The 25,455-nt window shown below is 55.1% G+C and carries 25 protein-coding genes; 24 read left to right on the top strand and 1 reads right to left on the bottom strand.

Annotated features, from left to right (window positions below):
* Positions 1-412 precede the first annotated feature (412 nt).
* The 17 genes from LKD37_RS12425 to LKD37_RS12505 all read left to right on the top strand — a co-directional run bounded on the left by LKD37_RS12425 (position 413) and on the right by LKD37_RS12505 (position 16,175).
* A complete protein-coding gene (locus LKD37_RS12425) occupies positions 413-1,831 on the top strand; it encodes an ATP-binding protein (protein WP_302929514.1) in 1,419 nt (472 codons plus the stop codon).
* 123 nt (positions 1,832-1,954) lie between these two features.
* Positions 1,955-2,926: a DUF3991 and TOPRIM domain-containing protein gene (locus tag LKD37_RS12430; RefSeq protein ID WP_302929515.1), complete on the top strand. Its 972-nt coding sequence runs from the start codon at positions 1,955-1,957 to the stop codon at positions 2,924-2,926.
* Positions 2,927-3,215: 289 nt separating this feature from the next.
* Positions 3,216-3,545 carry a plasmid mobilization protein gene (locus tag LKD37_RS12435; protein ID WP_302929516.1) on the top strand — a complete coding sequence of 110 codons (330 nt, stop codon included), beginning with the start codon at positions 3,216-3,218 and terminating at the stop codon, positions 3,543-3,545.
* A gap of 4 nt (positions 3,546-3,549) precedes the next feature.
* Entirely contained in the window at positions 3,550-4,971 is a 1,422-nt protein-coding gene (locus tag LKD37_RS12440; RefSeq protein WP_302929517.1) for a relaxase/mobilization nuclease domain-containing protein, read from the top strand.
* A complete protein-coding gene (locus tag LKD37_RS12445) occupies positions 4,955-5,749 on the top strand; it encodes a PcfB family protein (protein WP_302929518.1) in 795 nt (264 codons plus the stop codon). The genes LKD37_RS12440 and LKD37_RS12445 overlap by 17 nt, the downstream gene beginning before the upstream one ends.
* Positions 5,750-5,751: 2 nt before the next feature.
* On the top strand, positions 5,752-6,642 hold the full coding sequence (locus tag LKD37_RS12450) for an ArdC-like ssDNA-binding domain-containing protein (RefSeq protein ID WP_302929519.1): 891 nt from the start codon (positions 5,752-5,754) through the stop codon (positions 6,640-6,642).
* 3 nt (positions 6,643-6,645) lie between these two features.
* Positions 6,646-6,837 carry a hypothetical protein gene (locus LKD37_RS12455; protein WP_302929520.1) on the top strand — a complete coding sequence of 64 codons (192 nt, stop codon included), beginning with the start codon at positions 6,646-6,648 and terminating at the stop codon, positions 6,835-6,837.
* Positions 6,827-8,653: a VirD4-like conjugal transfer protein, CD1115 family gene (locus tag LKD37_RS12460; protein WP_302929521.1), complete on the top strand. Its 1,827-nt coding sequence runs from the start codon at positions 6,827-6,829 to the stop codon at positions 8,651-8,653. The genes LKD37_RS12455 and LKD37_RS12460 overlap by 11 nt, the downstream gene beginning before the upstream one ends.
* Positions 8,640-8,987, top strand: coding sequence for a glutamyl-tRNA amidotransferase (locus LKD37_RS12465; RefSeq protein ID WP_302929537.1), 348 nt, complete (start codon positions 8,640-8,642; stop codon positions 8,985-8,987). The genes LKD37_RS12460 and LKD37_RS12465 overlap by 14 nt, the downstream gene beginning before the upstream one ends.
* A gap of 17 nt (positions 8,988-9,004) precedes the next feature.
* Complete coding sequence (locus tag LKD37_RS12470) at positions 9,005-9,220, top strand: hypothetical protein (RefSeq protein ID WP_302929522.1); 216 nt, start codon at positions 9,005-9,007, stop codon at positions 9,218-9,220.
* Between the two features lie 61 nt (positions 9,221-9,281).
* Entirely contained in the window at positions 9,282-10,118 is an 837-nt protein-coding gene (locus LKD37_RS12475; RefSeq protein ID WP_302929523.1) for a VirB6/TrbL-like conjugal transfer protein, CD1112 family, read from the top strand.
* Between the two features lie 20 nt (positions 10,119-10,138).
* Positions 10,139-10,726: a DUF8626 domain-containing protein gene (locus LKD37_RS12480; protein WP_302929524.1), complete on the top strand. Its 588-nt coding sequence runs from the start codon at positions 10,139-10,141 to the stop codon at positions 10,724-10,726.
* A gap of 5 nt (positions 10,727-10,731) precedes the next feature.
* Complete coding sequence (locus LKD37_RS12485; RefSeq protein ID WP_302929525.1) at positions 10,732-11,157, top strand: PrgI family protein; 426 nt, start codon at positions 10,732-10,734, stop codon at positions 11,155-11,157.
* A complete protein-coding gene (locus tag LKD37_RS12490) occupies positions 11,151-13,493 on the top strand; it encodes a VirB4-like conjugal transfer ATPase, CD1110 family (protein ID WP_302929526.1) in 2,343 nt (780 codons plus the stop codon). The genes LKD37_RS12485 and LKD37_RS12490 overlap by 7 nt, the downstream gene beginning before the upstream one ends.
* Positions 13,494-13,536: 43 nt before the next feature.
* The gene (locus tag LKD37_RS12495; RefSeq protein WP_302929527.1) at positions 13,537-15,174 is read left to right on the top strand and encodes a CHAP domain-containing protein; all 1,638 of its coding nucleotides are present in this window, start codon (positions 13,537-13,539) and stop codon (positions 15,172-15,174) included.
* Between the two features lie 134 nt (positions 15,175-15,308).
* On the top strand, positions 15,309-15,452 hold the full coding sequence (locus LKD37_RS12500) for a hypothetical protein (protein ID WP_302929528.1): 144 nt from the start codon (positions 15,309-15,311) through the stop codon (positions 15,450-15,452).
* 231 nt (positions 15,453-15,683) lie between these two features.
* Positions 15,684-16,175 (top strand): RNA polymerase sigma factor, encoded by a 492-nt coding sequence (locus LKD37_RS12505; protein WP_302929529.1) that lies wholly within the window; start codon positions 15,684-15,686, stop codon positions 16,173-16,175.
* Between the two features lie 21 nt (positions 16,176-16,196).
* On the opposite strand, the gene LKD37_RS12510 is transcribed toward LKD37_RS12505, so the two are convergent.
* Positions 16,197-18,530 (bottom strand): metallophosphoesterase family protein, encoded by a 2,334-nt coding sequence (locus LKD37_RS12510; protein WP_302929530.1) that lies wholly within the window; start codon positions 18,528-18,530, stop codon positions 16,197-16,199.
* 335 nt (positions 18,531-18,865) lie between these two features.
* On the opposite strand from LKD37_RS12510, the gene LKD37_RS12515 reads away from it, so the two are divergent.
* From LKD37_RS12515 to LKD37_RS12545, 7 genes are all read left to right on the top strand, one after another.
* Positions 18,866-19,528 carry a sugar transferase gene (locus LKD37_RS12515; RefSeq protein ID WP_302929531.1) on the top strand — a complete coding sequence of 221 codons (663 nt, stop codon included), beginning with the start codon at positions 18,866-18,868 and terminating at the stop codon, positions 19,526-19,528.
* A gap of 17 nt (positions 19,529-19,545) precedes the next feature.
* Complete coding sequence (locus LKD37_RS12520; RefSeq protein WP_302929538.1) at positions 19,546-20,409, top strand: glycosyltransferase; 864 nt, start codon at positions 19,546-19,548, stop codon at positions 20,407-20,409.
* A gap of 38 nt (positions 20,410-20,447) precedes the next feature.
* Entirely contained in the window at positions 20,448-21,518 is a 1,071-nt protein-coding gene (locus LKD37_RS12525) for a glycosyltransferase (RefSeq protein ID WP_302929532.1), read from the top strand.
* Positions 21,519-21,520: 2 nt separating this feature from the next.
* Positions 21,521-22,627: an EpsG family protein gene (locus LKD37_RS12530; RefSeq protein ID WP_302929533.1), complete on the top strand. Its 1,107-nt coding sequence runs from the start codon at positions 21,521-21,523 to the stop codon at positions 22,625-22,627.
* A 22-nt stretch (positions 22,628-22,649) separates the two neighbouring features.
* On the top strand, positions 22,650-23,903 hold the full coding sequence (locus LKD37_RS12535; protein WP_302929534.1) for an oligosaccharide flippase family protein: 1,254 nt from the start codon (positions 22,650-22,652) through the stop codon (positions 23,901-23,903).
* Positions 23,900-24,703 (top strand): LicD family protein, encoded by an 804-nt coding sequence (locus tag LKD37_RS12540; protein WP_302929535.1) that lies wholly within the window; start codon positions 23,900-23,902, stop codon positions 24,701-24,703. Before LKD37_RS12535 ends, LKD37_RS12540 begins: the two co-directional genes overlap by 4 nt.
* Positions 24,704-24,763: 60 nt before the next feature.
* Positions 24,764-25,455 (top strand): hypothetical protein (locus LKD37_RS12545; RefSeq protein WP_302929536.1); only part of this gene is annotated, 692 nt, incomplete at its 3' end.

Genomic DNA, 25,455 nt, shown 5'->3' on the forward strand with positions numbered 1-25,455 from the left:
ACGCGGCGGCTGAACGAGCTGAATGTGCTGCTGAATCTTAACGAGCAGGATCGCCCCGTCATGGCGGATGAGCCGGATGAAGGTGACCGGATCCGGCCAAAAACCGCAGAACGGGAGCGATAAACGGCATCCGTCCGCTTTTTCGGTCGAGGAGGAGAAAACAGGCAGCAGGTGTCGGCCTGCTGCCTGTTTTCTCCTCTAAGAGACGCAGGACATCGCCCTTGTTGCGTGTAGTATAAACTGATTTATCATAATCCCGCTTATTATACTGTATTTCCAATAACTTCCATTTATTTTCCTGTTGGAAAACAGGTGAGAAAAACTCGCCCCAGGGATTGACTTTTCTGCGTCCCTTGCGTATAATATAAACGAGATTATCATAAACTATTTTATCATACAAGGAGGCGGACCTATGAAATTTATCGGCAGAAAAGCAGAGTTGGCCAAATTGAACGCAGAATACGAGCGTGACGGCAGCTTTGTGGTGATCTACGGTCGCCGCAGAGTCGGAAAAACCACGTTGATCAAAGAATTTCTGAAAAAGAAAACGGCGTTTTATTTTCTTGCAACGGAGGAACTTGAAACGCAGAGCATGAAGCGCCTTGCCGGAGTGATCGCTCGAACAACAAAAAACAGCCTGCTGCAAAAGGCATCCTTTTCCGATTGGATGGATATGTTCCAAGTGATCGCTGACTATGAGCCGGAACAGAAGAAGGTGCTGGTGATCGACGAGTTTCCCTATCTCGTCAAGACCAATCCAGCCTTCCCCTCCATTCTGCAAAATGCATGGGATGAACTGCTCAAGGACAGCAACATTATGCTGATCCTTTCCGGGTCGTTAATCGGCATGATGCAAAAACACGCACTGTCCTATGACAGTCCTCTGTACGGACGCAGAACCTCGCAGATGCGGTTGGCTCCGCTGCCTTTCACAGAGATTTACGCCGTTCAGGACCTGCCCTTCGACAAGGCAGTGGAACAATATGCCGTGACTGGCGGCGTGCCGAAATATCTGGAGTTCTTCCAGGATAATCGAGATCTGCTGGATCAGATCGAGGATGTGGTATTGTCTAAAAACGGCTTTCTGTATGAGGAGCCGAACTTCCTGCTGAAAAGTGAGTCCATGACGGCAGTGAACTACTTCTCCATCATCAAGGCAATCGCAGACGGAAACCATAAGCTGGGGAAGATCGCCGGTGTGCTGGGACAGGAAACCTCATCACTGACGCCTTATCTGTCCACGCTCTCCGAGCTTGGTTTCATTGAAAAAAGGACGCCCATCACCGAAAAGAACCCAGAGAAATCCAGAAAAGGTCTGTACTTCATCGCAGACAACTTTATCCGCTTCTGGTTTCGGTATGTGTATCCGTACAAGGGCGAGCTGGAATTGGACAATATGCAGATCGTTCTGGACGAGATTCAAAAGGACTTCATTGGAAAATTTGTGGCGTTTGCTTATGAGGACATCTGCAAGGACATCTTTGCAAAACTCTGCAAAGACGGTGCAGTATCCTTTACCCCTTCCCGTATCGGCTCTTATTGGCTGAATGATTTTGACGGTGATACGGAGATTGATGTGATGGCAGTAGACCAGCAGAATAAGCGGATATTTGCCGGTGAATGTAAATATCATAGCAAGCCGGTAGATGCCTCTGTGTATTTTGCACTGAAGGAAAAAGTTTCCAATGCAGATGAGATCCGCAAAGCATATCCAAACTACACCGTGATTTTCGGTGTATTCAGCAAGAGTGGTTTTACACAGCGCCTGCTGGACGCCGCTGATGAAAATCCGGATATTCTCCTTTTTGACGGAGATCGTATTCTTCGATAATTTGTTCCGTACAACCGAATAACCCCGATCTGCATAGAGTATGCAGATCCCCTACATAGCCGGACGGCTTTCACCGATGTGAAACCTGTCCGGCTTATTCTATATCAAGGAGATGATGAAACGATGGGCTATGTGACAAGGGAGATGATTGACCGGGCAAAGGAAATGGACCTGCTGACCTATCTCCAGACCTATGAGCCGCAGGAGCTGGTGCATTTCGGCGGCAGCACCTATTGCACCCGTGAGCACGACAGTCTGAAAATTTCCAACGGGAAGTGGTGCTGGTTTTCCCGTGGGATTGGCGGCAGGACGGCGCTGGACTATCTGATCAAAGTGAAAGAGGTTCCCTTCACCGATGCGGTGGAGCGGATCGTGGGACGGGCGGCTGGGCAGCCGCCCATTTCTTGTACCCGTCAGCAGCCGGAGCAGACAAAGACACTGCTTTTGCCGCAGGTCAGCCGCTGCGCCACCCATGCCGTCGAGTATTTGCACAGCCGAGGAATCGACTATGAACTGATTGATTCCTGCATCCGGAGCGGTCGGCTCTATGAGAGCTATCCCCACCACAATGTCGTATTTGTCGGCAAGGATAAAGACGGCCAACCCCGTTATGCCTGCCTGCGGGGAATCGGAACAGACTTCAAAGGGGAAGCAATGGGCAGCGATAAGCGGTTTTCCTTTTCCATCCCTGCCGAGGAACCGTCACCGGTGCTGTATCTGTTTGAATCGGCCATCGACCTGCTTTCTTTTGCGACGATGGCGCAGGAGGACAGACTGCCGTGGAGGTCGCAGCACCTGTTGTCTCTGGCCGGTGTGTACCAGCCCAAGAAGAATTTGGCAGAACGGCGTCTGCCACTGGCCCTGTCTCAGTATCTTCGGGACCACCGGGAAGTCCAAACCATTTACCTGTGTCTCGACAATGACCTTGCGGGCCGCAGCGCCGCCGATGCAATCCGGCAGCAGCTGGCAGGCAAGTATGTTGTGCGGGACGGTTTTCCTTGCCAGGGCAAGGATTATAATGACTGGCTCTGCCTGCGGAAGGGGCTTCCGATCACCAAAACAGTACCGAAAACGGAGAGAAGTATGGCACGATGAGCGAATATAAGGTTCTTACAAAATTATACCCGAAATTATAATACTTCACGGTATAACCTTAAATGAAAAACAGAGGAGGCTTGCGGTATGGTGTGCCGGGATTTACGCTTGATTTTCCATAACGGATGTTCTTATCAGCAGGTACACCCGGAAGCACGTCCGCAGGGCGTACAGGAATGTACTATACCAGCAAGCAACGCCTTTTGGGGACAAAAGGCAGCTTGACAGGGGCATCCCCTGTAACCCCTCGCCGCCAGATGCGGCAATTTTGACCTTTGGAGGAACGGTAATGACCAAGCGAGAGATAGAGATCAAGGTGCGGCTGAACGAAAAGGAGGCGGAGCACCTGAACCAGCAGGTGGAAAAATGCCGCCTGTCCCGTGAAGCCTACCTGCGGCACCTGATTGCCGGAGTAGTACCCCGTGAGGCCCCGCCGCCGGAATACTTTGCCTTCATGCGGGAACTGCATTATGTGGGCAACCTTCTCAACCAAATTGCACAGAAGGCCCATGTTCTGAACGTCATAGATGCCAAGCGGTACGATGAGGGCCGCAGGCAGTGGGAAGCCTTTATCCGGGAGGTCACGGCGGCAGTCATCCTTCCGGCAAAACGGGAGTAGCGCTATGGCGACAACTTCCATTTGGGCCGTGAAGGGATGGCTCGGCAAAGTGGTGCTCTATATCGAAAACCCGGAAAAGACGGAAAATCCGCAGTTCTACCGGCAAAAGAATATGACCGATGTGCAGGCACAGAATTTATCGGATGTCATTGACTACGCCGCCCGTCCGGATAAAACGACGGAGGCACTGGACAGTGAAAGTGTCCCCATACTGCGCCAGCTGGTCAGCGGCATCAACTGCCTGCCCGCAACGGCACGGGATGAGATGCTGGCGGCCAAAAAACGTTTCGGCAAGGAGGACGGCATCGTTGCCTATCATGGGTATCAGTCCTTTGCCCCCGGTGAGGCTACACCGGAACTGGCCCATGAGATCGGCGTGAAGCTGGCCCGAAAGCTGTGGGGCAAGAAATATCAGGTGCTGGTTGCCACCCATTTGGATAAGGAGAACCATCTGCATAATCATTTTGTGGTGAACACTGTGTCCTTCATAGATGGCATCCGCTACCACCGTACCGGGAAAGACTACTACGAAATGCGGACAGTCTCCGACGCACTTTGCCGGGAATACGGCCTGTCCGTGGTGGAGAAGTCCCAGCCGGGAAAGGCAAAGCACTACGGGGAATGGCGGGCCGAACAGGAGCAGCGCCCCACATGGCGTGGCCTGATCCGCAGCGAAATTGACGAGTTGATCCGGGAAAGCGTCAGCGAAAAGCAGTTTTATTATCTGCTGCGCCAGAAGGGCTATGCGGTGAAGTTCGGCAAGGACATCTCCGTGCGACCGCCCGGAAAGGAGCGCTTTGTGCGCCTTGCCCGGAACTTCGGGGCGGCATACACCGAAGATGGGATACGGCGACGTATTTTGTCCCAGCCCCTGCCGCAGGCTCCCCATCCGGAGGCTCCAAAAGAACGGAAGAAAGTCTATTCTATGGACAAGTGGCAGAAAGCACGGCAGATAACCGGCTTTCGGGCACTGTATCTTTATTACTGCTATAAACTCGGCGTGTTTCCAAAGCGCCGCCCGCAGAACCGGGCACGGCTGCATTTTCTCCTCCGGGAGGATCTGATAAAACTGAATAATATCTCACAGGAAGTACGGCTGCTCGCACGGCATCACATTGATACCGCCGAGCAGCTTGCTTTATATAAAAAGGAACAGGAGGTGCAGATCACGACCCTTTCCGCCCAGCGTCGGGCGCTGCAGAAGGCGCTGCGCACCAAGCCCGTCCGGGACAGCCCGGAACAGGCCGATGCACACAGGGCGCAGATTAGGGAGCTGTCTGAACGGCTCAAAGCGCTGCGCCGGGAGGTACATCTGTGCGACGACATTGCAGAGCGCTCCGGCGTGATGGCGGAGAAACTGAAAGCCGTCCGGGAGGACGAGAAAAATCAACAGAAGGAGGAACAGCAACATGAACACATCCGGTGACGCCGCCGAACAGGTCGTCCGGCTCAGTCTGGAGGGCGTGGAGGTGGCCGCCAAGATTACAGGCAGTGCGGCCAAGGAGGTATCGGCGCTGCTGATCGCCGCCCTGAAAAACCGGGACAGGAACAAGGTCAAAGGGCGGCAGCGCCTGACCGCCATGCTCCGCAGCGGCAAGGAATTGACCATCTTTACCGTCAAAAATCAGGACATGGCCCGTTTTGTGGCCGACGCCAAGCGCTACGGCGTGGTCTACTGCGTGCTGCGGGAGGCAAAGGACAATCCGCAGGGCATCAGCGAGATCATGGTGCGTGCCGAGGATGCCGCAAAAATCAACCGCATCGTGGAGAATATCAAAATCGCCACGGTATCCGACCCGGAGACCATCCGGGAGAGCCTGTCCGGCGAGGAGAAAGAAACATCCGGACAACCTGCCCCGGAGCAGACACATCCCCAGAAAAATGAGGATGACCGCCTGTTGGACGAGATGCTTTCGGGCCCCGCCGACCGGCAGGAGACGCTTCGTGAAAACCCTACGGCGGCTCGCACGGAGCGCTCCCGTCCGTCCGAGCCTTCTTCCAAAACCAGAGAGAACTCCGAAGGGGCGTCTAAAGATGGTCGTCCTTCCGTCCGGGAGGAGTTGCGGGAGATCCGGCGTGGACAGGAGGACGGCACCATCCCCACCCAGCGGAATGAGCCGGAGCAGGAGAAAAGGCCGCAGCAGCCCATCCGGCACAAGCAACCTCCGCAGAAGAAGCGGAGCAGAAAAAGTAAGGAGAGATAACGATGGCAAATTTTGACGATCTGTTTACTACCCCCGCTGCCCCGGAGTCGCCCAGCGCCCCGCCGCAGCTGACAAAGGAGGAATACGCCGCCAAGAAAAAGGCCGAGCGGGACGACCTGTATGCGCTGGCGGATGAAATGGCGCATGAGATCATGCAGGACGGAGACGCCTTCCGGGGCTTTCTGAATGTGCAGGCACGCTTTGACCGCTACTCGCCCACCAATGCCCTGCTGATCTACGCACAGAATGACAAGGCCACCCGCCTGCGGGACTTTGACGGCTGGAAGAAACAGGGGGTATATGTCCGCAGGCATGAGACGGGCATCTCCATTTTGGAGGCCGGGGACAGCTATGTGACCGAGGACGGCCGCACGGGATATTATTATCATGTAAAAAAGGTCTTTGATATTGCACAGACGGATGCCAAACGCCAGCCGCAGGTGCATTATGATGACCGCCTGCTGCTCTCGGCTCTGATCTCCAAGCGCCCGGTGCCCATCGAAATGGCGGAGAATGTCCCCAACGGTGCGGCCTATGACTACACCCGTAGAACCGTCGTTGTCCAGCGTGGCATGGATGGACAGGATCTGTTTCGCTGCGTGTCGCTGGCGATGGCCCGTGCGGAGCTGGACCAGACGGAGCACGCTGACCCGCAGGCGGATGCGTTCCGGGGCTATTGCATCTCCTATATGCTCTGCCGCAAATATGGGGTAGATGTCCGTGGGTACGATTTCAGCCGCCTGCCGGAATCGCTGCGGGATGCCGATTCGCAGACCATTCGCAGTGAACTGACCGATATCCGAGATACGCTCCAGGCCATGACCGGCAGAATGGGGCGGGCGCTGGAGCAGAGCCGTGCGTCCGCACAGAAAAACGCCAGAAAGGAGCGGTAAGCGATGGAGAAACCGAGTAAGCGGGTGCTGACCCTCGATTCGTACCAGCATGGAGTGGTCATTCATGCGCTCAATGAACTGCGAAACGATTTAATCCACGAGCAGCGCCCGACGGATATTGTGGACGAGGTGCTTGTCAAGACCATTGATGCGCCGAGCAAGTCCCGGAAGGGCAAGTGCAGAGATGAACGGTAAAGCCAAGAGCGTGTGGTATCTGCTGGGCCTGCTTCCTGCGGTGTGGCTGGGGCTGCTGGTGGCCCCGGCCGCATCCGGTGGACTTTTCGGGATCATCCGGCAGTTCCCTGCAGCAATGCAGCATCCGTTTCATATTATTTGGTGCGAGGACAGCGGAAAGGCTGTCCTCTTTTTTGTCGCCGCCTATGGCCTGCTGGTGGGAGCGATGTTGTCCACCCGGCGCAGCTACCGGCGTGGCGTGGAACACGGCTCCGCAAAATGGGGCAGCCCGGAGCGGCTGAACCGGAAATACTGCGCCAAGCCACCGGAGCCGAACAAGGTGTTCACCCAGCACATCCGCATGGGGCTGGACGGTCGAAAGCACAGGCGCAACCTGAACACGGTCGTGGTCGGCGGCAGCGGCGCAGGTAAGACCCGCTGCTATGCAAAGCCATGTCTGTATGAGGCGTGCCTGTCTCCGAAGGGGCCGTCCTTTGTGTGCCTTGACCCCAAGGGCGAGCTGCTGCGGGATTCCGGAGGGCTGCTGCGGGAATCAGGCTATGATGTCCGGGTGCTGGACCTGCTACACATGGAGAAAAGTCACTGCTATAACCCCTTCGTCTACCTGACCAACGACAATGAGGTACAGACGCTGGTGACGAATCTCTTTAAGGCGACAACGCCCAAGGGCGCACAGTCGCAGGACCCCTTCTGGGATTCCACCGCATCCATTCTTCTCTCGGCGCTGGTCTATTATCTCTATCACGAGGCCCCACCGGAGGAACAGAATTTTCCGATGGTCATGGAGATGCTTCGGGCCGGAGAAGTTCGGGAGGATGACGACAGCTATCTCTCTCCGCTGGATGTGCTTTTTGAACGGCTGGAAATGCGGGACCCGGAGCATATTGCCGTGAAGTATTACAAGCAGTATCGCTCCGGCAGCGCCAAAACGCTGAAAAGCATTCAAATCACATTGGCGTCCCACATGGAGAAGTTCAACCTGGATTCCCTGATTGCCCTGACGGCCACGGATGAACTGTATTTGCAGGACATGGGTGAAAAACGGGTGGCGCTGTTTGGGTTGATTCCCGACAGCGACACCAGCTTCAATTTTTTGGTGTCGATCCTGTATCAGCAGCTTTTCCAGCAGCTTTTTGACAGCGCCGACCATAAGCACGGCGGCAGCCTGCCGGTCCCGGTCCATTTCCTGATGGACGAGTTTGCCAACATCAGTCTGCCGAACGACTTTGAAATCAAGTTGTCCACCATGCGCTCCCGCAATGTGTTTGTGTCCATCATCCTGCAGAATATAGCCCAGCTGAAGGCGCTGTTTGAAAAGCAATGGGAAAGCGTGCTGGGGAATTGCGACGAACTGCTGTATCTCGGCGGCAACGAACAGGGGTCGCACAAGTATATCTCGGAACTGCTGGGCAAAGCCACGATTGACACCAACACCTACGGGAAATCGTCCGGGCGCAATGGAAATTACAGCACAAATTATCAGATCACGGGCCGGGAGCTGATGACGCCGGACGAGGTGCGGATGCTGGATAACCGCAAGGCGCTACTGTTTATCCGCGGCGAATTGCCGGTCTGCGACGACAAATATGACATCCTGACCCACCCGCTGGTGTCCCGCACCCCGGATGGCGGCGGGCTGCCCTATGTCCACGGCGGAACGGAGCAGGCCGTGGCGTCCATCTGTCTGGATGGCTGGCAGTGGGGACCAGACGAGGAAATTCCTGCGGCCGATCTATCTGAACAAAAGTTTGAACTGCTCTCCAGTGAAGAACTGGAAGCGATTTTTATGGAGGAAAATTATGATGAAGCATCCTGATAAAAGAAAACGTCTGCAAACCAGGCCCCTGCCGATGGGGAAAAAGAGCCGGGTATTTCTGGCAGTCTATTCCGCCGCTGTCCTCTGCGTGTGCTGTATGCCTGTAACGGCCTCTGCCGCTGGCGACCCGCTGACGGTCATCAACAACCTGTCCGACTTTATTTTCGGCGTGATCCGTGCGGTGGGGCTGATCCTTCTTGGCTGGGGCATTGTCCAAATCGGTCTGTCCTTCCAGAGTCACGACCCGTCCCAGCGCAGCAACGGCTTTTTGACACTCGCTGGCGGCGTGATCGTGACATTTGCCAAAGAGATTCTGTCGCTTATCACGGGCTGAGGGAAAGGAGGAACATCATGGGAAAGTGCGAGTGTTATATCCATTCTCTGAAACAGGGCGAAAAGCACGTTCTGGGAGAAGCAAGGATCATCAAGCATCTGGGCGACAACGACTATCTGGCGGAATACAACGGCGTGAGATGCCATGCGATTTTCAATCCGTTTGTCGGGAAGTTCTTTGTGGACGATGTGTACGGGATCGTTCGCAAGTCCCCGGCAGACCGCACCCGATAAAGATGGCAACAAGAGGCAGGCGCAAAGCCTGTCTCTTGCTGCCGGGAAAGGAGAACGCAATATGAGTGACAACTGGGTCGTTCAGAATCTGGAGAACGCCCTTGCGATTTGGAACGAAAAGCTGGCGGAGATCTGGCAGCTCATCACGCAATCGCCGGAAACATTCAAGGGCGGCACCATCTGGAACGTGGTCCTGCTCATCCACGACACGATGCAGGCCATTGGGCTTGCGCTGCTGGTGCTGTTTTTTGTGGTGGGCGTCGTGAAAACCTGCGGCTCCTTCGCAGAGATCAAGCGCCCGGAGGCGGCGGTAAAGCTCTTTATCCGCTTTGCGCTGGCCAAAGCCGCCGTGACCTACGGACTGGAACTGATGATGGCCCTGTTCACCATCGTGCAGGGGGTCATTTCCTCCATCATGTCGGCAGCCGGAATGGGTGCAGCGCAGGAGACGGTGCTACCCGCCGAGATCGTGACCGCCATTGAAAGCTGCGGCTTTTGGGAGAGCATCCCGCTTTGGGCGGTGGCACTGATTGGGGGCCTTTTTATCACGATCCTGTCTTTTGTCATGGTCCTCACGGTATATGGCCGCTTTTTTCGCCTGTATATCTACACGGCTATTGCTCCGATCCCCCTTTCGGCCTTTGCGGGGGAACCGAGTCAACAGGTGGGCAAAAGCTTTTTGAAATCCTATGCCGCCGTGTGTCTGGAGGGAGCCATTATCGTGCTGGCCTGCATCATCTTCTCCCTGCTTGCATCCAGCCCGCCTGCCGTTGATCCCAATGCGGCGGCAGTCACGCAGGTATGGACGTATGTAGGAGAGCTGATTTTCAATCTTCTGGTGCTGGTCGGGACGGTAAAAATGGCAGACCGTGTGGTACGAGAGATGATGGGACTTTAATTTGAAAAGGAGAAAATGCAATGATGCAGAACCATGTGATTTACAGTGACGATCCACAGGCAGTGGAGAAGCTGCAGGCCAAGCTCGACAAGCTGACTGCAATGCACGCCCGCATGAAGGAAGTCAATGCCTATTTCCGCAAGCACGCCACGGCGCTGGGCTGCCCCGGCCTTTCGGATGAGGCTGCCGCTAAGTTGGACAGGCGTGTGCAGGAGGGATATTCGTGGGAAAAGCAGCCGTATCCGTCCTACGTCCTCAGCGGCAACACAGCGGAGATGCGGCGGATCCGGCAGCGCATTGAGGAGGTATCCCGGACGCAAAGCACAGAATATGTGGGCTGGGACTTTCCGGGCGGCCGTGCCGAAGCAGACAAGGAGGACAACCGTCTGCGGCTGTATTTTGACGAAAAGCCCTCGGAGGAGCAGCGCAGCAAGCTGAAATGCAACGGATTCAAGTGGGCACCGTCCGTAGGCGCATGGCAGCGCCAGCTCAACGACAATGCCATTCACGCCGCCGCACGGATGGACTTCCTGCGCCCGGAGAGCGGCGAAAGTCCCACGGCCATTCAGCCCAAGCGACCGGCGAAAAATGCACCGGAGAGAGGATAACGGCTATGGAGATCAAAATCAACCGGGAGATACGGGACTACAAGGAGAATATCTTCTTCGGGCTGTCGCTGCGGCAGCTCATTTTTTCGCTGCTGGCCTGCGGGATGGCAGTAGGCATCTATTTGGGCCTGCGGGATGCGCTGGGGACGGAAACGGTCAGCTGGCTGTGCATCCTCGGCGCAGCGCCCTTTGCCGCTATGGGCTTTGTGAAATACCACGGCATGATGGCAGAAAAGTTTTTCATTGCATGGCTGCGGTCGGAATTTCTCGTTCCCAAGCGGCTGACCTTCCGACCGACCAATTTGTATTGGGAAGCTATGCAGGAACAGCGCAGGCAGGAAAAGAAGCGCTCCGCTATAAATTTTGGTGCATTTGCCCCGAAGCTTATAGCGGAACATGGAACAAAAAGGAGGCGTAGCAAAAAATGCTGAAAAAGTTGAAAGGGCTGCTTCGCAGAGATCCGGAGCAGTTCCGTATTCCCCGCAGCGTGCAGGAGGTGATCCCCATCCGCACGGTCTGGAAAAGCGGTATCTTCCTTGTGGGGTCGAACCGGTACAGCCGCACATGGCAGTTTTCCGACATCAACTATGCGCTGGCCGGTGAGGAGGACCAGAAATCCATGCTGCTGGGATACAGCGGTCTTTTGAATCTCTGCGACAGCAATGCGTCCACAAAGTTCAGCGTTGTCACCCGGAAGCTCAATCGCCGTGATTTCGAGGACTATATCATGATTCCCTACGCAAATGACGGTCACGACCACTATCGCAGGGAGTACAACGCCATGCTGCTGGAAAAAGCATCTCACGCCAGCGGGATGATTCGGGACCTGTATATCACCGTGACGGTCACACGCAAAAGCTATAAGGATGCCGAAAGCTATTTTGTCCGTGCAGGAGCGGAGTTTACGCTGGCGCTCTCCCGGCTTGGCTCCCGCTGCACAGAACTGGACATGATGGACCGGCTGCGGGCCCTGCATGGCTTTTATCGCCACGGTGAGGAGGCAGACTTCCACTTTGACCCGGCGCTGTCCATGAAGCTGGGCCACAGCTTTCAGGACTATATCTGCCCGGACAGCTTTGAATTTGACCGGGACCACTTCCGCATGGGCGACCGCTATGGCCGGGTGCTGTTTTTGAAGGATTACGCCGCCTATCTGCGGGACGATATTCTCTCGGAACTTTCCGGTATCGACCGTCCCATGATCCTCTCCATTGATGTGGTGCCGATTCCTATGGACAAGGCCATCTGGGACAGCGAGAGCCGCCTGCTGGGCGTGGAGCGGAATATTGTGGATTTCCTGCGGAAGCAGCAGGCCAACAACAATTTCTCCGGAACGGTTCCCTATGACATGGAGAAGCAGCGAGCGGAGATGAAGGAATTTCTGGATGACCTGACCATCCGTGACCAGCGGATGATGCTGGGGATGCTGACGCTGGTGCATACAGCGGACAGCAAAGAGCAGCTGGATGCTGACACCGATTATATTATGAATGCCGCCACCGGAAGAATGTGCCAGATGGCAACACTTCGCTTTCAGCAGATGGACGGACTGAATACGGCGCTGCCCATCGGCGTGCAGAAGCTGGATATTCTGCGTACCTTCACCTCGGAATCTCTGGCGGCGCTGATGCCCTTCCGGGTGCAGGAGATCATGGAGCCGGGCGGCATTTATTACGGAGAAAACGCCATCTCCGGCAATCTGCTGCTGTGCAACCGGGCCAATCTGCTGAACCAATCCACCATTATTACCGGCGTCCCCGGCAGCGGCAAGTCCTTTTCGGCAAAGGAGCTGATCACGTTTCTTGCGCTGGCCACACAGGATGATATTCTCGTCTGCGACCCGGAGCGTGAGTATTATGCGCTGGGGCAGGCGCTGGGCGGCGAGGTTATCCGCATTGCGGCGGGAAGCCCCGACCATATCAACGCTATGGACATGGTGGAGGGCTACGGTGACGGCGGCAACCCGGTGGTAGACAAATCCGAGTTTATTCTGTCCCTGTTTGAACAGCTGGACCGGGGCGGCATCGGCCCTCTGCAAAAGAGCATCATTGACCGGTGCGTGGATGCCGTGTATGCGGCCTATAAGCGGGGCGGCCCTGTCCCGACGCTGTGCGTTCTGCGGGAGAAGCTGCTGGAGCAGCCGGAGGAGGAAGCCCGTGATCTGGCGTTGGCGCTGGAGCTGTTCACAACCGGCAGTCTGGATGCCTTTGCCCATGAGACGAACGTGGACACGCAAAACCGCATCGTCATCTATGACATTATGGACCTGGGGCGGCAGCTGAAAACAATGGGGCTGTTGATCATCACGGATGCCATGCTGAACCGTGTGACGGAGAACTGGCGCAAGGGCAAGCGGACACACCTTTTTATAGACGAGTTCCATGTGGTCTTTCAGAATCCGTACAGTGCGGATTTCTTCGATTCCGCATGGCGGCGCTTCCGCAAACGTGGGGCCTATCCCACCGCCATTACGCAGAATGTGGAGTATCTGCTGGACAGCGTGCAGGCCAGCACCATGCTCTCCAACTCCGAAATGCTGATTCTGCTGAATCAGGCACCCAGCGACCGGGAGAAGCTGGCGGCGCTTTTGAACATCTCCCCGGAGCAGACCAGCTATATCACTAACGCACCGGCAGGCTGCGGCCTGCTGCGCTACGGCGGCGCACTGGTGCCGTTTCGGAATCAGTTCCCCAAGGACACGGAGTTGTACCGCCTGATGACCACGAAACCGGACGAGAGCATTATTGTGGGAGGTAAGACGAGATGAGTGAATGGAAAATGTCACACTCCATGAGAATTGAGGGGGCGCAATGGCAGACCTGAAAACAAGAAAGGCCGTCAAGGGAACCGTTAAGACCATTGACCGTGCGGCGGTTGCCGCTGAGCACCTGAAGTCTGCGGCCGTCCGCACAAAGGATGCTGCTGAACGTAACGCCACTCCTGCAGAGACCTCTTCGCAGGAGTACAGCGCTCAGAAGCTGGAGCGCATGGCGCAAGGCGCAGTCTCCGAGTTGGGCTTCCAATTCCGGAAGCGGGGCTGTCGTGACTTTTCTGATGCACGGCGAAATACGGACAAGGCAAGAGCGCAAATGCAAAAATGCAGGGACGTACTGAGGGAAAACAAGTCGAAGAAAGCGGTGCAGGCCGTCCATACGCCCAAGCCCACAAAAATAATGCGGATAGGTGCTCGCCCCATGCAGCGGACCGGCCGCATCGTCGTAAAGCTGCCTGTCGGTTCCGGAGCGGTGCAGGCGGCCAAGGCTGGCGCAAAGACGACATCAAAGGCAGTTCAGACGGTCAAGACTGCGGCGAGGGTCGCTGCCCAGACGGCTCAGAGCGCTGTTAAGGTGTTAGCTTCCGCTGCAAAAGCAGCTATCTCCGGAACAAAGGCTGTCATTGCTGCCATTGCCGCAGGGGGCTGGGCAGCGGTGGCGATTATCCTTGTCCTCTGTGTGATCGGGCTAATCGCTGGTTCTTGCTTCGGCATCTTCTTCTCCGGCGAGGACAGCGGTACGGGACAGACCATGCGCCAGGTCGTACAGGAGATCAATGCCGACTATCAATTACAGATTGACGCCACAAGGGTAAGCAGCACCTATGATGAGCTGGAAATGTCCGGGTCCCGTGCGGTCTGGCCGGAGGTGCTGGCCGTGTATGCGGTGAAAACCACGACTGACCCAAACGATCCACAGGAGGTCGCTACGGTGGACGATGCCAAAAAGGCCATCCTCAAGGATATTTTCTGGCAGATGAACGAAATATCTTCCCGCACCGAGCGTAAGACTGAGGCCGTCATCACCGAAACCGACGACGGCCACGGGAACATCGTGGAAACTACCACGACGGTCACACGCACCTATCTTTATATTACGGGCAGCCACAGAACCGCCGAGGAGATGGCAGACCATTTCAATTTCAACGCCGATCAGCGGCAGCAGCTTTCCGAACTGCTTGCTGAGGGAAATCGCAGTATATGGTCTGCCGTCCTTTACGGCATTTACTCCGGGGACGATGCTATCGTCACGGTGGCTCTGTCGCAGGTCGGAAATATAGGCGGTGAGCCGTATTGGTCTTGGTATGGGTTTGAAAGCCATGTGGAATGGTGCGCCTGCTTTGTCAGCTGGTGTGCCGCCCAATGCGGCTATATCGACACCGGTGTTTGCCCAAAATTTGCCGGTTGCGGAAATGGTGTGCAGTGGTTTCGGGATCGTGGGCAATGGTTGGACGGCTCCGTCGAGCCTGCTCCCGGCATGATTATCTTCTTCGATTGGGACAACGAGGGCGGCTCTGGCCCCCAAGATGGGGAGGCTGACCATGTGGGTATCGTGGAACGTGTCAAGGATGGAACTATTTATACAGTTGAAGGTAACAACAATAATTTTTGCCGTCAGGACTCCTACACGGTAGGCGATCATCGGATACTGGGATATGGCTTTATCAGGAAGTGATGTGCGATATATTAGCAAATCATCTAACACAATTTAACGAATAATATAGTCAAATATATTGCAATACGCCATATTAATTGGTACGATGGTATTACAAGTAAGACTGGACGAAATAGTTTCAAAATGGAGGGGCTATGGTCTTATCGGATGCAATCATGAGAATTTCCCGCAAAGAGGATGACTTGTTAATGCCCAATGCTCTTTCCAAGTATCAGCAGAAGCTGGAGCTGCCAGGTGATGCGATAAAAGATGCCGGATTGCGCGGTGCGTATAAGTGAATAAAGCGCTTCTATGAAGGAACGTTCAAGACGACCTGTCCTTCATAGAAGCGCTTTTTTATAGTGGTGTTGTTTTATGGCGTGATGCTGCCAGCTGAATATGAACAAAATGCCTTTACGAAGACCGAGTTCATTACACTGCGAATCGCTCACCAGGCATGTGCCGTGCCGGGGTCCTCCGTCCGACTTTTAACTACGCAAAAAATCGGACAATAAAGGAGGACTATAAAAATGGATAAATTTTATCTTGGCAAGGATAAGCGCCCCAAAAGGAGGAAGTATGCGGATTTTCCATACACAATTTTCACAGTTGAGGCAGAAAACGCAGAACCGCAATTTTACGTGAGATTTGTTGACGGCGAGGGGAAAAACCACTGCATTGCACTTGGTATGGAGCTCTACCGCGCCATGAATCAATTAGAATTGGATGTAAAACGTCTGCACAATGAGGAAGAACGGCATTTTGCCCGAGGTGTGCAATTTCCGGAAGCTATTTGTGCGTCAGGAGATCAGGTAGCTGATTGGGTTGAAGGGAAATTAATGCAAGAAGCACTACATAAAGCAATTACCATACTGCCTGACACGCAGCGCCGTCGTTTGGAGCTGTATTACTTTGCAGGCTTGACCTATGAGCAGATTGCGGCGTTGGAGGGGTGCAGCTATCCTGCGGTCATTAAATCCGTTAAGAAAGCCATTGTCGAACTCCGCCGATACCTGATGTAAGGTACAAATACTTCCCCGCAATTAGAAGTTCATTTCGCGGTCTGAACCAGCACCATAGCGTGTGGCATAGATTTTTTTCCGAGCTATATCCACTGTGACAAAATCTATGGAGGTTTCCTCGGCGGTACCGGCGGTGTGGATATAATGCTTGCCGTCCCAAGCATTTCCTCCGTCAGAATAATTGGGACAGGCCAGCATAGTAGAGACAAACAAAACTGGCTGGCCGCCTTCACCAGTCTGCTGGGAATAGGTGATCTCCTGATTTACCGTAATAATCACACCGTCCGTTTCCAGAGGAAGGGCAAAGCGGTAATAGGAAGCGGTATAGGGATTGGTGATCACGGCCTCCGTCTTATCACTGTTCCAGGTGATTTTTGCATCATTTCCGTCACTGACGTAGATGCCTGCTGTGGTAACGGTGCCGACGCTGTCGCTGCATTGAAGGACTATCGGCCAGGCATAGTTTGCCATAGACGCACCGAAGCGAATACGGATGGTGTCTCCCTTGGCGGCGGCAATAACGTTGCTGAGACTGCCCTTGCTGTTTGCCGTACTGAGCTTGTTGGCGGCAGAGGAGCTATAGCGCTGATTGTACAGAAACGTGACATCATCACTGCTGAACCGGTTGATAAAATCTGGAATGATAATGGTGGCCCCCACCGGTTTCGTGGGCATGGTCGTTTTACTGTAGAGATCCCGGTGGATATGCCCATTCCATATAGCAATGATATCCCGTGCCCCCTGGCCAGTAAAATCTGCGGACACCGTACAGGGGAAATAGGTACTTTCTGCTCCATTGGGGGCCCTGCCGGCGGCAACTGCACAGGAGTAGGCCGTTCCCTTTTGGTAGGCATCCAGAATCCCCTCCAGTACGTCATAATTGAAGCGCTGGTGGTCCGCAGCACCGCCATCCTGCTTAGTAAAACTGTCCAGCATGGGGATGTGCTGGAACACAATGACCTTCCAGCCTTTCCCCGGCAGCTGCAGCGCAGTGCCAGCCAGCCATTTCAGCTGTTCCTGTCCGTAACCGTAGCAGTGCTGACCTGCCAGATACTGGTTATACGGTGCACCCAGATAGGGACAGCTTCCGTCCGCATTGGACGTATAGGGCAAGTCCACGCAGTTCAGAGAGATCATCCGCACCTTGCAGGCTGGCACATCCAGATAGCACGCCAGTAGGTTCCCATCGGCATCCATATGCACGGCGTTGCTGCCACTCCTGGCAAAAAATCTGGCAAAATAGTCACCATCCTGCATCAGATAGGACAGGTAATATTTGTGATCTGCTTCGGATGAATAGGCGGCCAGGCCGCCGTCGTCATGATTCCCTTTCTGAGGAATGTACAGAGGACAAAAGCCCTGGAAAATACTGCACAGCTGCGTGACCTTATCCATTTGAAGCTTTCGATTCCGGGCGCCTCGCAAGGCAGCGGTAGGCAGAGCGGCAGCCGTTACCTTATCGGCATTGTCGGCGCTTTCTACGTTGTCACCCAGAGATAATACGCAGGCCAGCGGGACCTTTTCATGGACACGGTTTACTGCCGCCACCAGGTGCTTTGCCGTTTCTGCATAGCTGATAGGGTGTTCCGCTCCTCTGGTTTCGTTGAAATACGGTGCATAGTGTAGATCTGTGAACAGCGCAAAGCTGAAAGTGTTGGCCCCCACATGCTCCAGCATGCGCTGGGCCACACTGTCTGCTGCTTGGGTCACATAGTCCGGAACCATTTCCATGGCGGTGGCCAGTTGGGTAGGACTGACGGGGGTATAGCCCAGGGCCTGGGTTACATTTTCCAGGGTAACAGAGGCATTACTGCCGTCTGCACCATCCTTTCCCGCAGGTCCGGCAGGCCCCACAGGACCTGTCAGCTCTGCCATGTCCACCAGATTTGACCAGGTATCCCCGTCAGGGCTGTATTGGATAACACCGTCCGCTATCCGCATGGCCATAGCCGATCCGTTGGGCAGGCTTACCCAATTGTAACCACCCTGACCATCGCTTGACAGGACCTGCCCGACCTCTCCGGCAGGATCAGGCGCGGAAATTTTCTTGTCCAGCAGCGCCACCAGCTGCCCATACACATCCGGAGCCGGGGAAGCTGGTGTGCCGCTGCTGCTTACAACAGATGCCAGCACGCGGATCTCTGCGGGCCGTGTCTGAAGTCCCTCGGCATACAGGCCCACAGATATCCACCCGGGACTCGGGATCGCAGGCAGTGCTACGGATGTGCCGCTGAACAAGGTGTCCTGATATCGGCCATCCGGGAAAACCACCCGCATGGTCTTGGACTGGCGGTCATCCCATTCTTGATCCAACTCCCATTCCACCATATAGTCAGAGTTTCCGCATACTGGCATGGGACCTGTGTAGTACGCTGTTTTTTCAGTTACTTTCACATGTAAGTGCGTCATGAAATTCACTCCTCTCTAATAACTAGACTGCTTCTTCCTGTATGTTTTGCATTATGTTGCCGCGTTTTGTACAACTCGGAGAATATAATTTAAATAAATTCACTTTTTGCCAAATTATAGAAAAGTGGGTTGCATTTTTTTACAACTCGGGCTATACTATATAATTATAAGTGAATTAGAATATTTGAGGTTGGCATGCCAACCTCTGTTATTTGCGTAGCAAATAACAGAATAATGTTCATCAAATTATATAGGCGACGACCAGCAGAGGAGGCGGGGTTATGGCGCATTCTGCCATCCGTATGGGTGAGGATACCACCAGAATTGAAGAAATGCCGACAGTTACTATTGCTGCCCGCTCTGATGGAGTATTTTTATTTGTGAAGCGCACTTTTGACGTGGTAATGGCGTTGATGGCATGCCTGGTGGTTGCTATTCCTTGTGCGGTTATCTATGTGGTAATACGTTTGGATTCCCCCGGCCCCGGTTTTTATCGGCAGGAGAGAGTTGGGAAGGGCGGAAAGAGTTTTGTTATGTATAAATTCCGCACTATGCGTCTCGATGCTGAAAAGAATGGCCCGCAGTGGGCTGATAAACATGATAGCCGCTGTACAAAGGTGGGCACGTTTCTGCGGAACTCTCGGCTCGACGAGTTGCCTCAGCTATTGAATATTCTGCGTGGGGACATGAGCTTCGTAGGCCCCCGCCCAGAAAGGCAGGTATTCTATGAAATATTCGAGACCTATATTCCGGGTTTTTATCAGCGCTTGGCTGTAACGCCGGGGCTCACTGGTCTTGCTCAGGTCAATGGCGGTTACGACCTCGGCCCGGAGGAGAAGCTTTGCTATGACATGGAGTATATCCGGAATCAGTCTGTGGGACTAGATCTGCAGTGTTTGTTCTCCACCATACATATTATCTTTGACCACGAGGGGGCTCGGTAGTGGAGTATTCTGTTCTAATGTCCGTATACGTGAAGGAGAACGCAGAATTTTTCTCTGCTGCGGTGGAAAGCATGCTCTACCAATCCTGCCCTCCAACGCAGTTCGTTTTGGTGTGTGATGGGCCATTGACTCCGGCACTGGACAAAGTGATCGATGGCTTTACCTCTACGTATCCGGATTTATTCCGGATTCTTCGTTTGCCCGTAAATCAGGGGCTTGGCGTTGCTCTGCAAGAGGGACTGTCTGCGTGTGACTGCGAACTGGTGGCCCGTATGGACTCAGACGATATTGCGCTGCCCCTGCGGATGGAGCACCAGCTGGCGGCTATGAACGCCGATCCCGGCCTGTCCGTTGTGGGTGGGCAAATTGCGGAATTTACCGGTACCATGGGAAATATCCAGGGCTATCGCATGGTGCCGGTATCTCCAGAAAAAATTCGCCAAAGCGCCGCCAGACGTAATCCGATGAATCACATGACGGTGCTGTTTCGCAAGGCTGATGTTTTGACAGCGGGCGGCTATCAGGACCTGAAGGGGTTTGAGGATTATTTCCTGTGGGGCCGTATGCTGGCAGCTGGCTGCTGTATGGCAAATCTGCCGGAGGTATGCGTCCTGGCCCGGGTATCCGGACTCCAGGCGCGCCGCGGTGGGTGGAATTATTTTTGCCAAACGGTTCGGCTGGAGCACGCTCTGCGAACCTGCGGCCTGATCGGTGCCGGGACCTATTGCCAGAATCTACTGATCCGCTTTGGCGGCACGGTCTTGCTGCCTGACGCTCTGCGCCAGCGCGTATACCAGCGGTTTCTGCGCCGGGGAGACGCGCCGGAAATGCCCTGGGCCGGGACACCGGAGGAGTTGACCGCAGCCGCATCTCAGAGTTAACAGAAAGGATGGAAACAATGCGGCGTGTACTGCATTTTATGGCGGATATCCAGGTCAGCTCCGGCATGGCCGCCGTGGTCATGAACTACTACCGCCATATAGACCGCAGCCGGGTTCAGTTTGATTTTTTATATTTTGAGGATGGTCCGCTATCCTATGAACAGGAGATCCGCTCCCTGGGCGGCAGGACTTTCCGTATTCCCCGTCCGGGCCCCCTCTCTATGGGGAATATCCACGCTTTTTTTCGCGCACATCAAGGGGAATTCCAGATTCTCCATTGTCATCCCATCTGGTCGGCCGCAGTTTTGGGACCTGTTGCCAGGCGCTATGGCGTCCAAGCCGTCTTTCTGCACAGCCACAGTGAGAAGCCTGGCGAATCCGGGGCAAGTATTCTGCGCAACCGGTTGATTCTATACTTGTCCGCTGCAAGAGTGGACACGTTTCTTGCTTGTTCTCACGCAGCGGAAACAGCTTTGATGGGCATTCCATCGTCGGTATATATTCTCCCCAATGCTATTGATACCCATGCATTTTCCTTTGACAGCACTGCGCGGCGCTTATGCCGCAGCCAGTTGGGTATCGCACCGGAAACGCCGGTTATCGGCCATGTGGGCCGCATGGTGGAGGTGAAAAACCACCGCTTTTTACTGAAGGCATTTTCTATATGCCATCGGGCCGTGCCTGCGGCACAGCTGCTGCTGATTGGCGACGGTCCCTTGGAGCAGATGCTTCGCACCCAGGCCGCAGATTTAGGAATACAAGGTAGTGTCCATTTTTTGGGTTCCCGCCGGGACACTCGTCTGCTGTACGCCGCCATGGATGTGTTTGCTATGCCATCCTTATATGAGGGACTCAGTATGGCTTTGCTGGAAGCACAGGCATCCGGATTACCCTGCTTGGCCTCGGACACAGTGTCTCCTGAGTCGAATGTGACGAATCGGATGGTTCGTCTGCCATTGGAACAGCCCAAGGATTGGGCTGCCGCTTTTGAAAAGCAGCTGAAAGCACCTGCGGACCGCACAAGAGATGTTACAGAGGCGTTTGCCCGGAGAAATCTGGATATTCATACAGCTGTCCGGCAGTTGACGGAGCTTTACGAAAGAAACTGATTATGGAATTGTTTTTTTTCAACGCAGCTTTTTTTGCGTTACTGTGCGGACTAGAGGCCACGCCGTTATCGGTCTACCCACAGCGGCGCTATTTGAACTCCAAATTACTTCTGGGTTTAGGAATCTCCTATTTGTGCTTCCTGGCTATGTTCCGGGGGGCCTCATGCGGAAACGACACAGAGAATTATCGGGAGTTCTTTCAAGTGGTAGCCTCCCAAAAAAACCTTTGGCATACCATCCGGCACACCAGCTTTGAGCCGCTGTTCACCGCTTTGACTTTTTTTCTCAGTCGCCTGACTCGGGACCCGCAGATTTTATTTATTGTCACATCACTGTTCTCCTTCGCGGTAACAGGCCGTTTCCTGGCAAAATTTTCCCTTGCGCCGTGCTTCAGCCTGTACCTGTTTTTTACCCTGCAAATATTTGATTTCTACATTTCCGGCATCCGTCAGGCGCTGGCTATTGCGCTGTTGCTGCTGGCATATGAAGCGATGACGCAAAAGAAAAATCTGCGGACACTGCTGTTGATCCTGCTGGCAGGTCTATTCCACCGCACGGCCTGGCTGTGGTTTCCCGTGTTTTTCCTGTTGCGGGTCCGCCGTCGGCGTGCATTCCTTGGGGTTACAGCCTTGGTTGGCGCTGTATGCCTTGTGAGCTCTCGATACCTGGTAGCGGTCATTGCGTCGATTTTCCCGCGGTACCAATTATACTTTGGCAGCAGCTATCTGAAATCCGGAGCCAAGCTTTCCCTGATCCTCTATTTTCTGGTATTCGGGCTGGTGCTGCTGGTGGGTGAGCTGGTTGGTGACAGAGAGGATGCCCCCGTCCGGAGCGGACGAGACGAATGGGATTTCCGTTTGTCGTTCTTGCTTCTGGTGGTGTGTGTCTTGGGCTATACAGCCCCGATCTTCAGCCGCTTTCTGCAATATTTCCAACTAAATCTTTGCGTTTATTTTGCAAACCGCCTGCACCGTATGTCGATTCAGACCAGGAAAATTCTACTGCTGGCCAGTCTGGCAGCATTTGCCGCATACGCGTGTACTATCCACTTGTTCCGCACGCCGGAGTGGTATACTACCTATCCCTTTGTGTTCTGCTGGGACCACTGACCTGGCAGGGAAAGACCCATTTATGAAACAGACATCCGGCATTGCCAAGAACTCAGCCATGCTGATGGCTATGAACATCGCAAAAATGATTTTCCCGCTGCTGACGCTTCCGTACCTGACCCGGGTCCTATCCACGGACTGCTACGGAAGCGTGGTATATGTCAAGTCTGTCACCACCTATCTGCAGCTTCTGGTGGATTTTGGTTTTGTCCTCTCTGCCACCAAGGAGATTGTCCGTGTCCGTCATGACAAGGCTGCCCAAGAGAAAATCATGGGCGACGTGCTGCTGGCCCGCTTGTGGCTGGCGGGGGCTGCATTGGTGATTTTGGTAGTCCTGACGGCGGTGCTTCCCATTTTACGGGCCCGTCCGCTGCTTTCGCTGTTGTCCTTTCTGCCGGTATTCCTGACGCTGTTTTTATTTGACTTCCTATTCCGCGGCATGGAGCGGATGGAGGCCATTGCCCTGCGCTTTGTCGTTATGCGGGGCATCGCCACGGCGCTGACCTTTGTACTGATCCGATCTGATGCGGATGTACTGCTGATCCCGCTGCTGGACACATTGGGCAGTTTGGCGGCCGTTCTCATGGTATTTCCCCAGCTGCACCGGCTGGGGCTGCATGTGCGCCTGTCCCGAAACGCGTCGGCGGCCTGGGCCATGCTGAAGGATTCCGCTGTCTACTTCGCATCCAACGTGGCCTCCACATCCTTCAGCGCATTGAACACTCTGCTGCTGGGGATCATTCTTACCACACAGGAGGTGGCCTATTGGGGTGTTTGCATTCAGGCAGTGGCCGCCGTTCAGGCGCTGTATACCCCCATCACCGACAGTCTTTACCCCGTTATGGTGCGGGAGCGCAGATTCTCCCGCATTGTGAAAGCCGTGAGGCTCTTTCTGCCGCTGGTTCTGGCCGGGTGCGCAGCGGCCTATTTTCTGGCAGACTTCGGCATCGTCCTCATGGGCGGGCAGGCCTATGCCCCGGCAGCCCGCATTTTCCGCTATCTGATACCCGTTCTGTTTTTCAGCTTCTTCGCCCTGCTGTTCGGGTGGCCCACCCTGGGCGCCATCGACTGCAACGCGGAGACCAGCCGCAGCACCGTTTATGCCCTGAGCTTCCAGGTGCTGGGGCTGCTGGCGCTGCTGTGGACCGGGTGCTACTCGCTGGTGGCCGTGGCCCTTCTGCGCAGCGCCACGGAGGTTGTTCTGTGCGGCATCCGGATGCTCTATATCCGGAAAAATATACACGCCTTTGCGGACAGAGGAGGGAGCGCAGAATGAACGAGATCACCGACCTTCGCGAAATCCAGCAGGTAGAGCTGGGCATTCTGCGCCATCTAGACCAGGTGTGCCGGGAAAACGGTCTGCACTTCTTCCTCTCCAACGGCACCCTTCTGGGCGCCGTGAAATACGAAGGGTTCATTCCCTGGGACGACGACATCGACGTGTTCATGCCCCGCTGCGACTATGACCGGCTGATGCGGCTTTCCGGGGCGGATTCCGGGCCGTATCGCCTGCTGTCGCAGGAGCGCACCTCCGGGTGGCGTCTGCCCTTTGCCAAGCTGTGTGACCTGTCCACCTGCAAGCAGGAGACCTGCGCCGATTTCGGCGCGGACATCGGCCTGGACGTGGACATATTTCCGCTGGACGCCTGGTCCGGCGGCGCGGCCCAGGCCCGGCGGTGCGGCCTGTGGCGCCGGGGCGTTTCCGCCTCCATCGAGTCCCGTTTTCTCTCCCCCCGCACCGGCTGGCGGCGGGCGGCGCTGTATCTGTTCTGGCGGCTCAGCCGCCTTCTGGGCTGCGGCTTCTTCTGCCGCCGCATCCGGCGCGAGGCGGAGCGCGGGCGCGCCCTTGCCGCACCGGCCTATCTGGGCTGCGTGGTCTGGAGCCTGTACGGCGGCAGAGAGCTGATCCCGGCGGAGGTTTTCGGCTCCTCCGTGCCTGTGCGGTTTGAGGGGCATACCTATTGTGCCCCCGGGGGGTACGACACCTATCTGCGCCGGCTGTACGGCGACTATGCTCCGGATCCCCCTCCGGACAAGCAGGTCTCCCACCACCATTTCCGGGCCTGGTATCGTTAAAGCGGTATTTATTTGCCTTGGCAGGCAATGAATAAATAAAAAAAGAAGGAGAAAGTACCAATGAATGGCAGGACAAAACGCATTCTGTCGATTGTTCTGACGCTGTGCATGCTTGTATCCCTGTTCCCGGCAACGGCTCTGGGACTGGATGCAGCGGCGCAGACACAGTCGCAGGGCACAGAGGTCGTCAAGGGCAGCAGCATCCCCGGCACCGGCTACCATGTCACCTCAGTGAAGAACTACTCCATCGCACCCGACATTTCCGAGCGAGTTATTATCACCAATAACGATGCGGGTAATTCCCAGACGGTTGCAAACGTCATGGAGGTCAACACCTCCGGCGGCCGGGCCAAGATCGTGGCCGGTTACGGCAACCGCAACCCCAAGGAGCAGGGCTGGACCCTGAAAACCACCACGGACCAGGCCCATGTCTATGAAAAAGAGTCCGGTCTGAACGTGGTGGGCGGCGTCAACGCCTCCTGGTTCAACATCAACACCGGCGAGCCCTCCGGCTATCTGGTGATGAACGGCGTGGTGCACCACGACAGCTCCAGCCGGGCGTTCATCGCCGCCTTTGACGACGGCTCCGTGAACGTGTTCCGGGAGGGCACCACCCTGGCCCAGGCCGAGGCGGATCAGAGCGCCAAGCAGGGCAAGACCGTGAAGATCCTGGAAGCCGTGGACGCCCTGGTGGCCATGGTTTGGGACGGTAAGGTGGTCATCACCGAGTCCGGCAACAGCGGCTACTATCC

The organism is Brotocaccenecus cirricatena (assembly GCF_020687045.1).
In the GTDB taxonomy this organism is placed as follows: domain Bacteria; phylum Bacillota; class Clostridia; order Oscillospirales; family Oscillospiraceae; genus Vescimonas; species Vescimonas cirricatena.

Bases quoted from the DNA above. Each gene is read 5' to 3' on its own strand.
- LKD37_RS12510 (WP_302929530.1), bottom strand. From the start codon at position 18,530: ATGCCAGTATGCGGAAACTCTGACTATATGGTGGAATGGGAGTTGGAT.
- LKD37_RS12525 (WP_302929532.1), top strand. From the start codon at position 20,448: ATGGCGGATATCCAGGTCAGCTCCGGCATGGCCGCCGTGGTCATGAAC.
- LKD37_RS12485 (WP_302929525.1), top strand. From the start codon at position 10,732: ATGGAGATCAAAATCAACCGGGAGATACGGGACTACAAGGAGAATATC.
- LKD37_RS12515 (WP_302929531.1), top strand. From the start codon at position 18,866: ATGGCGCATTCTGCCATCCGTATGGGTGAGGATACCACCAGAATTGAA.
- LKD37_RS12465 (WP_302929537.1), top strand. From the start codon at position 8,640: ATGAAGCATCCTGATAAAAGAAAACGTCTGCAAACCAGGCCCCTGCCG.
- LKD37_RS12435 (WP_302929516.1), top strand. From the start codon at position 3,216: ATGACCAAGCGAGAGATAGAGATCAAGGTGCGGCTGAACGAAAAGGAG.
- LKD37_RS12450 (WP_302929519.1), top strand. From the start codon at position 5,752: ATGGCAAATTTTGACGATCTGTTTACTACCCCCGCTGCCCCGGAGTCG.
- LKD37_RS12530 (WP_302929533.1), top strand. From the start codon at position 21,521: ATGGAATTGTTTTTTTTCAACGCAGCTTTTTTTGCGTTACTGTGCGGA.
- LKD37_RS12430 (WP_302929515.1), top strand. From the start codon at position 1,955: ATGGGCTATGTGACAAGGGAGATGATTGACCGGGCAAAGGAAATGGAC.
- LKD37_RS12440 (WP_302929517.1), top strand. From the start codon at position 3,550: ATGGCGACAACTTCCATTTGGGCCGTGAAGGGATGGCTCGGCAAAGTG.
- LKD37_RS12505 (WP_302929529.1), top strand. From the start codon at position 15,684: ATGGATAAATTTTATCTTGGCAAGGATAAGCGCCCCAAAAGGAGGAAG.
- LKD37_RS12460 (WP_302929521.1), top strand. From the start codon at position 6,827: ATGAACGGTAAAGCCAAGAGCGTGTGGTATCTGCTGGGCCTGCTTCCT.
- LKD37_RS12495 (WP_302929527.1), top strand. From the start codon at position 13,537: ATGGCAGACCTGAAAACAAGAAAGGCCGTCAAGGGAACCGTTAAGACC.
- LKD37_RS12455 (WP_302929520.1), top strand. From the start codon at position 6,646: ATGGAGAAACCGAGTAAGCGGGTGCTGACCCTCGATTCGTACCAGCAT.
- LKD37_RS12500 (WP_302929528.1), top strand. From the start codon at position 15,309: ATGGTCTTATCGGATGCAATCATGAGAATTTCCCGCAAAGAGGATGAC.
- LKD37_RS12475 (WP_302929523.1), top strand. From the start codon at position 9,282: ATGAGTGACAACTGGGTCGTTCAGAATCTGGAGAACGCCCTTGCGATT.
- LKD37_RS12425 (WP_302929514.1), top strand. From the start codon at position 413: ATGAAATTTATCGGCAGAAAAGCAGAGTTGGCCAAATTGAACGCAGAA.
- LKD37_RS12535 (WP_302929534.1), top strand. From the start codon at position 22,650: ATGAAACAGACATCCGGCATTGCCAAGAACTCAGCCATGCTGATGGCT.
- LKD37_RS12520 (WP_302929538.1), top strand. From the start codon at position 19,546: ATGTCCGTATACGTGAAGGAGAACGCAGAATTTTTCTCTGCTGCGGTG.
- LKD37_RS12445 (WP_302929518.1), top strand. From the start codon at position 4,955: ATGAACACATCCGGTGACGCCGCCGAACAGGTCGTCCGGCTCAGTCTG.
- LKD37_RS12540 (WP_302929535.1), top strand. From the start codon at position 23,900: ATGAACGAGATCACCGACCTTCGCGAAATCCAGCAGGTAGAGCTGGGC.
- LKD37_RS12480 (WP_302929524.1), top strand. From the start codon at position 10,139: ATGATGCAGAACCATGTGATTTACAGTGACGATCCACAGGCAGTGGAG.
- LKD37_RS12470 (WP_302929522.1), top strand. From the start codon at position 9,005: ATGGGAAAGTGCGAGTGTTATATCCATTCTCTGAAACAGGGCGAAAAG.
- LKD37_RS12490 (WP_302929526.1), top strand. From the start codon at position 11,151: ATGCTGAAAAAGTTGAAAGGGCTGCTTCGCAGAGATCCGGAGCAGTTC.